Origin of the sequence: Halobellus clavatus (genome assembly GCF_900107195.1) — an archaeon.
Lineage (GTDB): Archaea > Halobacteriota > Halobacteria > Halobacteriales > Haloferacaceae > Haloquadratum > Haloquadratum clavatum.
Map to the genome: position 1 here is coordinate 20,351 of NZ_FNPB01000012.1, position 14,410 is coordinate 34,760.

General features: G+C 67.1%; 10 protein-coding genes. 5 read left to right on the forward strand and 5 right to left on the reverse strand.

The features are described from left to right. Positions 1-159: 159 nt before the first annotated feature. The 5 genes from BLU74_RS14770 to BLU74_RS14790 all read left to right on the forward strand — a co-directional run bounded on the left by BLU74_RS14770 (position 160) and on the right by BLU74_RS14790 (position 7,133). Positions 160-1,128, forward strand: a complete 969-nt coding sequence (locus BLU74_RS14770; protein ID WP_089768698.1) for an AAA family ATPase — start codon at positions 160-162, stop codon at positions 1,126-1,128. A 9-nt stretch (positions 1,129-1,137) separates the two neighbouring features. Further along, positions 1,138-2,340 (forward strand): DUF58 domain-containing protein, encoded by a 1,203-nt coding sequence (locus BLU74_RS14775; protein ID WP_089768700.1) that lies wholly within the window; start codon positions 1,138-1,140, stop codon positions 2,338-2,340. Next, positions 2,337-4,535 carry a transglutaminase TgpA family protein gene (locus BLU74_RS14780; RefSeq protein WP_089768702.1) on the forward strand — a complete coding sequence of 733 codons (2,199 nt, stop codon included), beginning with the start codon at positions 2,337-2,339 and terminating at the stop codon, positions 4,533-4,535. The genes BLU74_RS14775 and BLU74_RS14780 overlap by 4 nt, the downstream gene beginning before the upstream one ends. Positions 4,536-4,678: 143 nt before the next feature. Continuing rightward, complete coding sequence (gene yciH, locus BLU74_RS14785) at positions 4,679-4,972, forward strand: stress response translation initiation inhibitor YciH (protein ID WP_089768705.1); 294 nt, start codon at positions 4,679-4,681, stop codon at positions 4,970-4,972. A 271-nt stretch (positions 4,973-5,243) separates the two neighbouring features. After that, positions 5,244-7,133 carry a S9 family peptidase gene (locus BLU74_RS14790; protein ID WP_089768707.1) on the forward strand — a complete coding sequence of 630 codons (1,890 nt, stop codon included), beginning with the start codon at positions 5,244-5,246 and terminating at the stop codon, positions 7,131-7,133. Between the two features lie 6 nt (positions 7,134-7,139). Here the strand turns inward: BLU74_RS14790 and BLU74_RS14795 are convergent, their stop codons facing one another. From BLU74_RS14795 to BLU74_RS14815, 5 genes are all read right to left on the reverse strand, one after another. Next, positions 7,140-7,598 carry a hypothetical protein gene (locus BLU74_RS14795; protein ID WP_139175851.1) on the reverse strand — a complete coding sequence of 153 codons (459 nt, stop codon included), beginning with the start codon at positions 7,596-7,598 and terminating at the stop codon, positions 7,140-7,142. Positions 7,599-7,814: 216 nt separating this feature from the next. After that, on the reverse strand, positions 7,815-10,502 hold the full coding sequence (locus BLU74_RS14800) for a PAS domain S-box protein (protein ID WP_089768712.1): 2,688 nt from the start codon (positions 10,500-10,502) through the stop codon (positions 7,815-7,817). 284 nt (positions 10,503-10,786) lie between these two features. Further along, a complete protein-coding gene (locus tag BLU74_RS14805; protein WP_089768713.1) occupies positions 10,787-12,958 on the reverse strand; it encodes a type B DNA-directed DNA polymerase in 2,172 nt (723 codons plus the stop codon). Then, complete coding sequence (locus tag BLU74_RS14810; protein ID WP_089768715.1) at positions 12,955-13,263, reverse strand: DUF8156 family protein; 309 nt, start codon at positions 13,261-13,263, stop codon at positions 12,955-12,957. The genes BLU74_RS14805 and BLU74_RS14810 overlap by 4 nt, the downstream gene beginning before the upstream one ends. A gap of 1 nt (position 13,264) precedes the next feature. Continuing rightward, positions 13,265-14,131 carry a hypothetical protein gene (locus BLU74_RS14815; RefSeq protein ID WP_089768717.1) on the reverse strand — a complete coding sequence of 289 codons (867 nt, stop codon included), beginning with the start codon at positions 14,129-14,131 and terminating at the stop codon, positions 13,265-13,267. Positions 14,132-14,410: the final 279 nt, after the last annotated feature.

Consider the following 14,410-nt stretch of genomic DNA (forward strand, 5'->3'; position numbering starts at 1 on the left):
GAGAGTGCGTCCGAGGCGAGCGGGGCTCGGACCGGCGGTCGACGAGATGCAGCGCGGACGCGACGGCCCAGCAAAGTTACGTGTGCGGGGCAGTTACAACGTATTGACAACGGTGCCGTGGGCCCCGTTCGGTTCACCGGCCCCGTACTCTGCCCATCTATGAGTGATGCAGACGCCCGATCCGAGACGGAGACGGACCCGGTCTCCCCGCTCGCCGTCGACGAGGCGGCCGAACTGACGACACGCATCGCCGACAACGTGGAGCGCGTCATCGTCGGTCACCGCGACGCAGTCGAGCACATCCTCGTCGCCCTCCTCTCGCGGGGCCACCTGCTCTTAGAAGACGTCCCCGGCGTCGGGAAGACGATGCTCGCGCGGGCCGTGGCGACGTCGCTCGACGGCTCGTTCAATCGCGTCCAGTTCACGCCCGATCTCCTCCCGTCGGACGTGACCGGCGTGAACGTGTTCAACGAGAAGACCCGCGAGTTCGAGTTCCAGCCCGGCCCGGTGTTCGCGAACGTGGTCCTCGGCGACGAGATCAACCGCGCGCCGCCGAAGACCCAGGCCGCGTTGCTGGAAGTGATGGCCGAACAACAGGTGACCGTCGACGGCCGGACCCACGCGGTGCCGGACCCCTTCACCGTGATCGCGACCCAGAACGACGTCGAACCGGGGCAGACGTACGAACTGCCGGTAGCCGAGATCGACCGGTTCGCGAAGAAGATCAGGCTCGGCTACCCCAGCGAGGACGAGGAGACGGAACTGCTCGGCCGGCTCACGGGCGAACACCCGATCGAGTCGCTCGAACCGGTCGCGAGCGTCCACGACGTCAGGCGAGCGAGAGCGACTGCCTCCGGAGTCACCGTCCGCGAGCCCGTTCGGGCGTACGTCTCGCGGTTGGCGAGATACACCCGCGAACACGCCCGCCTGGGAGCGAGTCCACGGGGGGCGATCGCGCTCGTTCGAGCGGCTCAGGTGCGTGCGGTGTTCGGCGGTCGCAGTTACGTCGTTCCCGACGATGTCCAGACGGAGGCGCCGACGGTCTGGGGGCACAGGATTCGAACGGAGAGCGACGTCGACGGCGTGACCGTGGTAGAGCGCGCGCTCGAAGACGTCGCCGTCGAGTGAGCAGGACCGATGCAACTCACACGACGAGGATACGCGGTCCTCGCGCTCGTCGTCGCCAGCGTCGCCGCGGGTGCGACGTTCGGGCCGCGATCGCTCGATGCCGTCGTCCTCCCGGGCATCGTGGCGCTCGTTGCTGCGGCCGTGCAGGTCTGGCGGGCCCCGACCCCGACGGTCGAGCGGAGGCTTCCACCCGCCGACATCCCCGGGACGACCGGAACCATCGAACTACGGCTCGAAGCGCCCCGGACGTATCCGGCGACCGTTCGAGACCGACTCCCGGACGGCGTGGCGACGGTCGATGCCGAAGCCCAGGCGGCGAATCTCGACGATGGGGCGAACGGCACGACAGCGGCGAGCGACGCGGTCTGTGACGCCACAGTCGGCGGGTCGGTCACGTACGAGGTGACGCGGCTGCGACGCGGTGCCCACGAGATCGGCCCGGTGACGGTCACGGTCAGTGACGTCCTCGGGCTGTTCGAGCGCGCGATCGAACTGGACTGTCGCAGTACGCTCGTCGTGTATCCCCGTACGAGGCGGCTCGCTGGGACCGCCGAGGCGACGCTCCGGGCACTCGCTCGGTCGGAGCGGGCGAACCGACGCGACGAGTTCGACGTGCTTCGGGAGTACGTCAGGGGCGACCCACAGCGTGACGTCCACTGGAAGTCCTCGGCCAAGCGCGGGGAACTGATGATCCGCGAGTTCACCGCCGAGACCGACCCCGAACAGGTCGTCGTCGCTGCCGGCGTGGACGAGGAGGCGATCGGGCGCAGCGACGACGGCCGCTTCGACGGCGTGTTCGACCGTGCGGCACCGGCCGCGTCGGCTGCTGATGCGATGGCAGAGGCAGCCGCGACGGTGTCGGTCGCGCTCGTGCGCGAGGGCGCGACGGTCTCGGTACGGACACCGTCGGGGGAGGCGACCGCCAGCCCCGACAGGACGCGCGGACTGCTCGAACACCTCGCCGTCGTCGAGGAGGGCCGGCTGCCGGACGAGACCGACGACGTCGACGTGGCCGTCGTCGCGTTCGAAGACGGGGTGACAGTCCGGTTCGACGATCGAACGCGCCGGTTCGAGGACCTGATCGAACACGCCGAGGGTGAGCACGGCCGCGCCGACGCCCGGGGAAGAGCGCCGAGGACAGGTGACGACCACGACGCTCCGTCCACGACGGTCGCAGCCAGCAGTGCGATCCGACGGGAGGAAGGTGAATGAGCACCGCAGACTCGAGCGCCCCGCTGGCGCGCCGCCTCGTCGGCCATCGAACGCTGGCCGTCGGCGGCCTGCTGGCGTTGACCTGGTCGTACGCGAGCGTCCTGGGACACGCCGCCGGCGTGGTCGGCGGCGCTCGGCAGTTCGCCCTGGTCGTCGCCGCGTCGTTCGGGTTGGCGCTCCTCGTGGGTCGGTACGTCGACGTTCGCGTCGCCGTGGTCTTCGCGTCGGTGCTCCTCGGCCTCGGATTCGCGGCGTACCTGCTCGCACTGCCCGAGAGCCAACTTCGCCTGCTGACGCCGCAGCGCGCGCTTTCGGACACCCTGGCGCTGCTGACGGGACTCTCGGTCCTCCGGCTCGTCGGCGCGGGCGTGTGGGCGACAGCGGTGGTGCCCGGCCCCGTGTTTCTCTCGTGGTACCTCGCGGTCAGGCGGCGCTACGTCGCCGCGACGGTCGCTGGTGGGGGCGCGCTCGCGCTCGTGGTGCTCACGGGTGACGCCGACGGCGTGACGACGCTCGTGGGGGTGCTCGGTGCGACCGCGACCGTCGCCGCGGCGACGGTCGATCGACACCGGATCGAGTTCGACGGCCTCGACACGCTCGTCGTCGTCCTCGCGGCGATGATCGTCGCGTCGGCGACGCTGTCGGTCGTGCCGGGCGCGGCGAGTGCGCCGATCCTCCCGGACCGCGGCTCTCCGACCGTCGAGGCGAACCTCATCGACGCCCAGGACCGGGTCGAGATCGTCGGGGAGATCCGGCTGTCGCCCTCGGTGCGGTTCACCGTCGAGAGCGACCGGCGCGCCTACTGGAAGACGGCCACGTACGACCGGTACACGAGCAGCGGGTGGGTGCGGACCGGATCGACCGCCCCCTACCGAGGTCAGTTGTCGGGACCGCCCGGGCCGTCCACGACGCTCGAACAGACCGTGACAGCCAGAGACGCCATTTCGATCCTGCCCGCGGCGTGGCGCCCCACGGCGCTCCGCGGCGCAATCGCCGAAGCGGCGGTGGTGACGCCGCAGGGATCGCTCCGGCCACGGCGGACGCTCGAAGCCGGCGAGACCTACGCGGTCCGGAGTCAGGTACCCGACGCGGACGCCGAGCGGCTCCGTCGGGCCGGAACCGACTACCCGGATCGGGTGACCGACGCGTACCTCCAACTACCGGAGAGTACGACCCAGCGCGTCCGCGACCGCGCGGCGAACGTCACCCGGGACGCGGAGACGCCCTACGAGAAGGCGGTCGCGATCGAGCGGTACCTCGAAGCGAACAAGGAGTACTCGCTCGACGTGCCCGCGCCGAGCGGCGACGTCGCCGACACCTTCCTCTTCGAGCGCGAATCGGGCTACTGCACCTACTACGCGACCGCGATGGTCGTGATGCTCCGCTCGGAGGGCGTGCCGGCGCGCTTCGTCACCGGCTACACCCCCGGTGAGTCCGTCGGCGACGACGAGCGCGTCGTCCGCGGGCTCAACTCCCACGCCTGGGTAGAGGTCTACTTCCCGGAGGTCGGGTGGATCCGCTTCGATCCCACACCGGCCGAACCGCGTCTGGCAGCCGAGAACACCAGGGTCACCGAAGCGCGGCAGAGCGGCGAGCCCAGCGTCGACATCAACGGATCGAACGGGACCGTCGGACCGCCCTCGGGAGCCACGGCGGGGACGCCCGAGCTTCCGGCGGGGGCGACGGCGGGGAACCGGACGCCAAGCGCCGAGGCGGTGAACGTGACGCCGGGCTCCGGCCCGGGAGGGGCCGCCGAAACCGCCGTCGACGACTCGGTTCCGATCTCGCTCCCCAGGCTTCCCTCGCGACGGACGCTGCTGATCGGCGCGGCGGCGCTCGTCGGCGTCGCGGCCGGCGCTCGGCGAACGCGGCGTGGCGAGCGAGCCATTCGCCTGCTCTCCGCCCAGCACCAGCGACGACGGGATCCAGCCTCCGACGTCGAGACCGCATACCGGCGGATCGCGACCGCACTCGACGGCGAGTACCGATCCCGTCGACCGGGAGAGACGCCGCGGTCGTACCTCCAGTCGGTGCCGGACGCGTACCCACACCGCACGGACGTCGCCCGCGTCGGGCAGTTGTACGAGCAGGCGCGGTACGGCTCGGGGGTCGACCGCGAGGAGGCCGCCGAGGCGGTCGCGATCGCCGATCGGGTGGTCAGGTCTGCGACGCCGCTCGTGCGACGCCTCCGGTGATTGATCGGGAGGCACCGAGCGGAGAGGATCGGAGGCAGCCGGCGAGACCGGCTCACCGTGACCCGAACCGACCCCGGCGGCTGTGCAACCGACGCGGGGTCCCGATACTGTTTAATATCCCCATCTTGTAGATTCGGGCTGTAATGTCGGAAGTCTGCTCGACGTGCGGACTCCCTGAGGAACTCTGCGTCTGCGAGGACGTCGCCAAAGAGTCCCAGGAGATCACCATCCGCATCGACGAGCGCCGCTACGGAAAGGAGGTAACGGTCATCGAAGGGTTCGACCCCAAGGACGTCGATATGGACAGTCTGTCCTCGGATCTGAAGTCGAAGTTCGCCTGCGGTGGCACAGTCGAGGACGGCGCCATCGAACTGCAGGGGAACCACACCGGTCGCGTCGAGGACTTCCTCCGCGACAAGGGCTTCAACGTCGCGTGACCGTCACCTGAACGTCCCGCGTCGAGCGGTTTTTTGCGCCGACTATGGAGCGATAGCGGCGTCTGTATCGAAAGAACCCTCTGGGTGGGGTGGCCCCACCAGATATCGTCGGCGCTGAGTGGTGGGTCGGCGGTGCCCTCCCGGGACGGTTCGTGCTGCTGAGCCTCCTCTTGAGTTCCGTGTTCCCCGTCGCGCTGTACCCCAACGCGAGCGGTCGCCCGGAAGCGCCGAGACCGAAGGACTCGTGGGCCGTCCGCCACTTGCGCCCGCTATGTACAGGCGGGACCTGAGAGACACCACGGTTGATCACCTCCTGGCCGAACTGGCTGTCGCGGACAGCGGTGGGTACAACGCCTTCATCCGGTCCGGATCGGATGGGGGTCCCCTCGTCTATGCCCTGGATCGGTCGGGTCGCCCCGCGCTCTGGGTGAGCGAAGGCGGCGGACCGGGACGACGACTCACTGGCGGCGACGTGGTCGCAAATCCGTGGGGACGCCATCGGGTCGAATCGCCGTGGTTCGACCTGCGCTCGGACGGTGCGCGCGTCGCCTACGTCGCGACGACGTCCGGACATCGAGATCTCCACACGGCAGACGTAGCGACCGGGAAGAAACGCCGCCTCACCACCCACGACGCCCCCGACGGCGACCCCAGGTACGCGCCGGACGGATCCGCGTTGGCATTCGTCACAGACTACTGGTCTCCGGGATCGCTGGGCGTCGTGAGCGCCGACGGCTCGACGCTCGAATGCCTCCGCGACGACGAGTACGTCTACGCTGACCCACAGTGGCTGGATACGGAGACGATGCTCGCGGTTCGAACCGAGCACTGGGATACGTTCGATAACGAATCCGAGATCGTCCGTGTCTCCCGGAGCGGAGCGCTCAAAGTGCTGTACGCCGAACCCGGGGTGTTGGCGTTCGGCCCACGCCCCAGGCCCGGGACGGACGAGTTCGCGTTCGTCCACGAAGCGAGCGGTTGCAAAGGACTGTATCTCGACGGCCCGGGACGCGACCGAGAGGCGTTGTTCGTCGAAGACGGGGTCGAAGCCGGGGTCCCGACGTGGGACGCGACAGGCGACCGGGTCGCAACGGCCGTCTCCGCGAACGGAGCGTCACAGTGGTACATCGTCCCGGTCGAGGGCGAACCCGAGCAGGCGTCGAGCGGCCCGGCGGCGCGACAGCCGCCCGCGTGGCGGGACGGCGAACTCCTCGGCACGCGTAGCACACCGACGCGACCGCTGGACGTCCGGAACGTAACGGCCGGAGAGTCGATCCACCGGACTGACGGGGTGGGATTCGAGGAGCGGCTCACGGTCCCCGAGAGCGTCCGGTACGAGTCCGTGGACGAGACCGAGATCCAGGCTCACCTCTATCTTCCCGACGGGATCGAGACGGCAGCGCCCGATTCGATCCCGCTCGTGGTCAGTCCACACGGGGGGCCGACCGCCGTCGACGAACCGGGCTTCGACGTCCGCGCACAGTATTTCTCCGCGCTCGGCTACGCTGTCGTCAAACCGAACTACCGCGGGTCAGAGGGCTTCGGCCGTGCCTTTCGGGACGGCGACAACCACCGCCGTGGCCGCGGCGACGTCGCAGACGTGGTGACCGCGGTCGAACACCTCGACGGCGAGTACGGACCGATCGACGGCAGTCGGGCCGGCATCGTCGGCGGCAGTGCCGGCGGACAGCTGACGGTGAAGGCACTCGCCGCGTCTGACCGGTTCGCGGCCGGCGCAGCACTCGCAGGCGTGTACGACTACGAGACGTTCGTCGACGACACAGACGAGATCGGCTGGCGCGTCGTCAGGCGTGAACTCGGCCTCCCCGCGACGGATCTCGCCGAGTTCACCCACGCGAGCCCCATCGAAGACGTGCCGGATATCGACGCACCGCTGCTGTTACTGCACGGCGAGGCAGACGAGCGCGTGCCGATCTCACAGTCCGAGCAGCTCGCTGCCGAACTCGACGCACACGGCAAGCGATACGAACTGCAGCGATACGCCGACGCGGGCCACGGATTCACGCAGCGCGAGACCGTCGTCGACGCGTACACGCGGATTGCAGATCTGTTCGCCAAGTATCTGCGGACCGACCCGGACGATCGGACCAGCCGTCCGCGGCCACCCCAGGACGCCGACAGGTCGAGTTCGCTGAACTGAGGCCGGTCACGACGCGATGAAGACTGCCGCGAACGCGAGCGTCAGGAGCGCGACACCGATTGCGAGGAGCGAGAGGACGAGCAGTTGCGCGCCCAGTTCAAGCAGCACGGCGCCGAAGATGACGAGGACGGCGATCACGACCCCGACGAGCAGGAAGTGGATGCCGGCGTCGGAGTCCTTCCAGTACTGTTCGGCGGCCACGTCGATGCCGACGCTAGTGATGAAGAAGTGGATCCCGAGCGGCACCACCGACAGCGCCGCGTAGCCGATGTCGGTCCACCGCACCGGGAGGGTCGTCAAGAGCGCGAACTGCCGGAGCGTCAGCACGGTCTCGAGGTAGAACTGACCGGGGGCCCGGAACAGCGTATCGACGAGTCCGCCCGACGGGGCAGCGGTGAAGGTCACGACGATCGATCCAGCGACGAAGGCCCACAGGAGCAAGTAGACCCCGAAAACGAGGAACATACCGAGTGGATTCCCGACGAGCGACAAAAATCCACCGCGCGACGGATGGCGGGTCATCGAGGACGGCGCGGTGATCTGCCGCGGTCGCTTCGGCAAGACCGACCGAATCGCCACCGTTTCGAGGAACGCCGGGTCCGCGGGCGTGTGCCGTTCATCGTTCCCGTCGAGCGCGGGCGAACGCGACGCCCGAGGAGGAGCGACACGGGGCCCGAGAGTTCAGGAGGACGACTCACTGTCGACGTCGGTACGAGTGATCTCGAACCGTGCGCCGCCCGCTGTGCCGTCGGTGATACGGATCTCCCAGTCGTGCGCGACGACGATCTGTCGAACGCTGGCCAGTCCGACGCCGGTACCGCCACGCTTCGTCGAGTAGCCGGGAGTAAACACGTTCTCTCGCTCTTGTTCGGGGATGCCCGGCCCGTCGTCCTCGACGAAAAATCCGCCGTCGATGGCCCCGATTCGGACGGTGACTGCTTCGCTTCCGTGCTCGACCGCGTTCGAAAAGAGGTTTTCGAGGAGTCGTCGAAGTGCGGCTGGATCGGCTTCGACAGTGGGTGTATCGGACACCTCGAGTGTGGCCGCATCCGACGGTTGAGTCGTCGTCCAGATGTCCCGCCCGATCCGTTCGACGTCGACCACGTCGGTCTCGCTGACGATCTCTTTCGTTCGGAGTGTGGTGACTAAGCCCTCGCGTAACCGGTCGACGCGTTCGATCGCGTTCAGTGCCTGCGCCATCTGCTCGGTGTCTCCCGTTTCCACGGCGAGTTCAGCCCGTCCACGGGCCGTCGCGAGTGGCGTCTGTAAGTCGTGGGAGACGACGCTCGCGAGCTCGTCGAACCGTTCGTTTTGCCGTTTGAGTCGCTGTTCGCGCTGCTTCTGTTCGGTGATGTCGGTGGCGACGCCGAGCACGGCCACGGGATCCGCCGGATCGGATTCGGTGCCGATATCGTAGACGGGGGTCTTCGAGCTCAGAAACGTGCGCTGTTCGCCCTCGACGGCGATCTGTTCTTCTCTCTCGATCGGTTCACCAGTCCGGAGGACCTCACGGTCGTTCTCTCGCACCGCGTCGGCCACCGCCGGCGAGAGGAGTTCGGCGTCCGTCTGGCCGCGCACCGTCACGTCCGCTAAGCCAAACAACTGCTTGAACCCCTCGTTCACCAGCAGGTACTCCCCGTCTCGGTCTTTCATAAACAGCGGCGCTGTCGTATCCTCCAGGATGGCTTCGAGGCGCTTTTCGCGAACGGTCCGGTCGGTGACGTCGCGGGCGGAAACGATGAGCGACACGACTGCACCCGCGTCGTCGGTGACCGGTCGGATGACGCCTTCGACACTGTACCGTTCGCCGTCAGGTTTCGTGAGATCGGCCTCGTACTCGACGTACTCACCGGCGGCCGCCCGTTCGATGTTGTCTTTGATCGTCGGTCGCATCTCCGCCGGCCACCACGGCGTCTCCCAGAAGGGCTCGCCCTCGACGTCTCCGAGACCGGCATCGATGTACTGCAAGGCCGTCTTGTTCTGTGAGAGGAGCGTCCCGTCAGTATCGAGCACGCCCGCGAGGATGTTCGGGTCCTCGAGGATCGCTCGAAACCGACGTTCGGTTCGCTGTAATTCCTGTTCGTGCTGCTTTCGCTCGGTGATGTCTCGGCTGATTGCGACGAATCGGTCCTCGCCCCCGATGTTCAGCCGCCGGATGTGGACCTCGACCGGAAACGTGGAGCCGTCGGTTCGCTGGTACTCGCTTTCCACTCTGAGGCTGTCACCGGCGTCCATCCCGTCCCAAAGTGAGTGCGCAGCCGCTGGGTCGAGGTTCCGGTCGAAGTCCCACACTTTCATCCCGACGAGTTGGTCCTCGGTATACCCCGTCTGCTGGCAGAGTTGTGGGTTCGACCTGATCACGGTTCCGTCGGTGTCGTGGACGTTGATCATATCCGGTGAGCGTTCGAAGAGCGCTTCGAGACGCGAGGCTGTCGTCTGCAACTCGGTCCGCATCTCTTTCGCGTGCATCGCGTGAGCGATATCGTCACCGAGTTCCCGAAACAGGGATTTCTCGGTGTCGTCGAACGCAAACGAGCGGTCCGCGAAGACCGCCAGAAGCCCGTAGAGGTCGCCGTTGTACGCCAGCGGGACGACGATCAGGGACAGAAAACCACGTGTGACCGCCGCCTCCTGCCACGGCGCGTATTCGGAGTCCTCGGGGATGTTCTGTGAGATGGCGATCATCCGGTCGTGATAGGCGACTCCGCCGGGAGCGTGCCGCCCCGGGGACTCCTCGTCGACGTACATCGCCAGCTCCTCGAAGTACCCCGCATCGTCACCGGCCCAGGTCCGGGGTTCGACCCGCATCGTGTCGGGGTCCACACCTGCGATGCAGGCCGTGACGTACGGATCGGCGTCGCTCAGCACTGTGCAGACCTCGTGCTCGATTTCGTTGACGGAATCGGCGTACACGAGAGCGCGGTTCAGGTCGCGGATGACGCGGGTGATCCGTTCGTGTTCCTCAGCGCGGTGCTGCGATCGGTACTGTTCGACAGCGTTGCGTACCCGGTTTGCGAGGAGTTCGTACTGTTCGCTGCCGCCTCCTTTCTGCAGGTAGTCGGTCGCCCCCTTCGAGATCGCCTCGCTAGCGACTTCTTCACTTCCCTTCCCCGTGCACAGAATGAACGGCAGGTCGGGGAACTCGTCTCGAACGGCGTCCAGGAACTCGATCCCGTTTCGCCCCGGCATATCGTAGTCGCTGACGATACAGTCGATATCGTCCGCCTCGTGGAGTCGTTCGAGGCCCGCTCCGGCACTCGTTTCGGTGAGGACGCGTATGTCCGCAGCCGTGTGCGCGAAGAAATCTGCGACCAGTTGCCCGAAACTCCGGTCGTCGTCGACGTGGAGCACGCAGATTTCGGATGACATACAATAACACAAGCCGCGAGCAACAAAACCCTTCGCGCCACGAACACTCATCCGTCGTATAGTTATCAACTTTCTAACGTCATCTTCACGGCCGGATTCACCGGTAACTCCCGCGCTTCCCAGCGTCCTGTCCACGCAAAATCTACCGCCCACACATATAGGATGAATTACTAGTCGGGGGTGAGACGGTAACGCTGTAGGTCCGAGTGAGCACCCCTACGCGTCGTCCGGCCGCTTGGCCGGATGGGATGTCTGCGGGGCAACCGCGTCTCGAGGAAGTCAGTTCAGCGCGTCGAATCCGTCAGTCGTCCGTCGTCGAAGGCGGAGAGTTCCGGTGTGCGACCGTCGCTGCGCTCTCGCCGAATGCGTTCTCGGTCCCAGCCGAGGGGTGCGAGCACGCTCTCGACCGCTCTGAGGAGTTGGGTTTCGTAGTACGCGGGATCGTACGAGTCGGGATCCTCGCGAGCGAGCGCGACTCGGTCTCGGGAAGTCTTCTCGTCGTCGACGACGACGTAGGCGACGTCCTGTCCCGGGTGGACGGACAGGTCCTGTTCGGCCGCCCGTTCGAGTGCGGCCACGTTTTGGGTGTTCTGCGAGTACGCCTCGAGTGGCTTTGCGACCCGGTTCCGCTCGACGAGCCGCTGCGGATCGAGGTCGCCTGCATACAGCTTCGAGACGGCTGTGTCGAGTACCGTCAGGACGGCATCCGGATCGCGCGTCTCGGCGAAGCGGTCGATACACGCTCGCTGTGTCGCTTCCACGAACGCGGGGGTCGATCGCTGCCGTGCCTCGATCCCGCGGATCTTACACTCGTCCCGGCCGGCGACCTTGCCGAAGTACTTCGTCAGTGCGCCCGCCTGACGCTCTCGCTGCGGGACGAAGGCGACCCACTCGTAGTGCGCTTCGTATTCGAGTCGGATGTCGACGGCGTCCGTGATCGCCCCGGCGAGCGTTTCGAGGTCCGCCGGTTCGTCGGTCGTCGGATCCGGCGTCACCCAGATCGAATCGACAATGCCGTGCAGGACGCGCCAGCCGCCCGCCTCGAGTCGCTCTTTCGCCGTCAGGAGGATCTCCCGGGCGTAGGCGTTGATCGCCTCGTGGCACTCGATGCGGCCGAACTTCGCGTTGCTGAAGCCCTGATACCCGAAGCACGCGACGAGAATCCACTTCAGCGCGTCCGAGCGCCCGCCGAGTTCCCGGAGCCGATCGGCGTCGGGGTCCGCACGCGCCCTCTCACGATCGATCTGGGCTTTGATCTCGTCGCGGGCGTCGATGATCGGGTTGAGCACGTCGACGAGGTAGCCCCGATCGTCACAGATCGCGTAGTCCAGTTCGGGGACGTCCTCGCGGTCGCGGTGACAGTCACACCGGATCACGTCCGGCGAGACGTTTCGCGTGCAGATGATGTTCGGATAGAGGCTGGAGAAGTCGAGTTCGTAAACGTCGTCGTGGACGCCGACGTCGGGCGCGAAGATGAACCCACCGCGGTCCGCATCGTGGAGCGTCCCCATCGGTTTGTAGAACTCGTGACGCCAGGAGTTCCACGGGACCAGTACGTCCCGGTCGTGTGCTTCGCGGATCTGGATGGCGGTGAGGACGTTGCCGATCGACGCCCACGCGAGCTCTTGGAGGGGCTTGCGCGACCGCGAGACGAGATCGAGGACCCCATCGAGGTTCGTCTCTCCGTAGAAGAAGGTGTTCGACTCGTCGATGATCGCCCGACCAGGGACGTTGTATCGGGCCGGAGAGTGCCCGACACGACCGTAGCTGGCGTACGTAGACCGACTCGCGAGTTGCTGATAGTCGACGTCGGGCCACCGACTCAGGTTGAAGTCCGCGAACCCGGCGTTCGACGCCATCTCGTACAGCGTCGGGACGACCTGACTACTCGAACAGACGAGGACGTCGGGGTCGCGGCGGTCGATCGCGGCCTGTATCGCCGGCAGAATCTCCGTCGGATCGCCCTCGATCCGCCGCTCGTCGAGTGTCACCGCTTCGTAGGGCTCCCCCTCGGTCGCAGTCGCGGGGACGCTCAAGCGGAGCGTGTGGAGTTCCGCGGCGGGCGTCGGATCGATCCCGGTCTCCAGACAGTATCGGAACTCCGGAGAGAGATCCACGTTGAAACACGCGAGATCGCCGAGTGGGAACGCCGGATGCTGCCGTGCTTGCCGCGCGATCGTCGGCACTCGGTCGATGTGTTCGACGTCGACAGCGAGGACGGGCTCGGGATCGCGGCGGAACCCGGGTCGTCGGGTGACGATCGCTGTCTCGACGACGTCCGGGTGGCGCTCGTAGAACGACTGCAGCGGTGTCAGGTCGGGCGCAGCCGCCGGGTCACGACTGGCGACGAAGAATCGGGGGGTGTACGCCGCGTCGACAGTGGCGGTGGCACCGTCTTCAGTCGCGGTCCAGTGCAGAACCCGGCCGTCGTCTAAGAAATCGATCGTGAACGTCATCCGCCGGCCCCAGCGTCGTCGTCCGGTGCTGACGGCTCGTGTCCGTCTACCGTGGCTTCGAGTTCATCGAGCCGTGCTTCGAGTTCGTCGAGCCGCCGTTCCTGCTCGAGGTCGACGCTGAGGAGGGCGGGAAAGAGCGGATTCTGATGGTTCAGCAACCCGCTCGCGTCGGCGTGCGCACGGGCGTACGCGAACAATTGGTCGAACCGGGGGTGGTCGCGGCTCCGGAGCGCTCGCCGGAAGGTCGCCCAGCGGTCCTCGATCGCGCGCAGTGCGTCTCGATACGTCGGGTTCGTTCGTCCCATCCTACCGGCCCCCCGCGTGGGCCGCGTCGATCCACGCATCCTGGAGCGGTGCGGCCGTGAACGAGGTTCGTTCACCCTCCGCGGTGACTCCCGATCCGACCGTGACCGCTGGTCGGGACGCTGTGTCGTCCGGGACCGCCTCCAATTCGACCTGTGCGGCGCGGATGCCGAGCAGTTGCCGCCAGTAGGCGAACGTCGTCTGGAACGACGATCCGCCCCCGACGGGGTAGACGAGCGTCTCGAACGCGTCGCCCACGAACCGCGGCCCGAGACGCGTTTCCGTACACGTCAGCTGCTGCGCCGCCGCGGCTTCGATTGCCGCGGAGAACTTGTCGGTGGTGGTCCGCGTCAGCAACACGGGGACGTCGTAGGCCTTCGCGTACGCAGTCAACCGGGCGAGCGTCCGTGCGTGAAGCGTCGACGCCTGCGGGTCCGAGAGGGTATCCGCATCGCGGTACGGGGCGTCGAGGGCTGGAGCGACGACGAGCGATGGCGTCGCCGACGGCGCCGCACGAACGGTCCGGTTCACTGCGTCCGAGAGATCACACACCGCGCCGTAGTGCTGATACGGCGTAAAGCCGCGCGCGACGTGGATGCGATCGAGCAGTCGCAGACTGGGAGCGATCCGCGCGAGACCGGTCGTCGTCGCGAAGCCCCGGGCGTCGACCCAGAACGCAGGTCCCTCGTTGAGGAGCAAGTGATCCAAGACGAGCGACTGGAGGACCGGCACCCCGCGCGACTGCTCGATGTCTACGAGGACCAGCCCCTCCTCCAGCGTAGGCAGAAGCGACGCGTCGGTGGCCGGATCGGCTCGATCCACGAGGTCCTGATTCCGGGCCGCGGCCCGAGTGGGGCGATTGACCCGCATTGCATCTCCGTCAGTCGACCCGGTGTGTCGGTGATGAGGCATATCTCCGCAGACACACGAGAGGCCGATAAGTAACGGCGTGCCGTTTCCGAGAACTGCCGGGAAGCGAGTTCGTCTGGTTCACTGGCCACAGCGTGTCGATACGGCCGCCGATGTCGGTCTTCCGAGGCCGGTTCCGGAATCGCCGACCGTCCTGCGACGGGATCGACCGGCCGGATCAGCGCGGTCCGTCCGCGGCTCACTCACGAGACGCGCCTGTGAAGCGCTACGTTGGGGTGG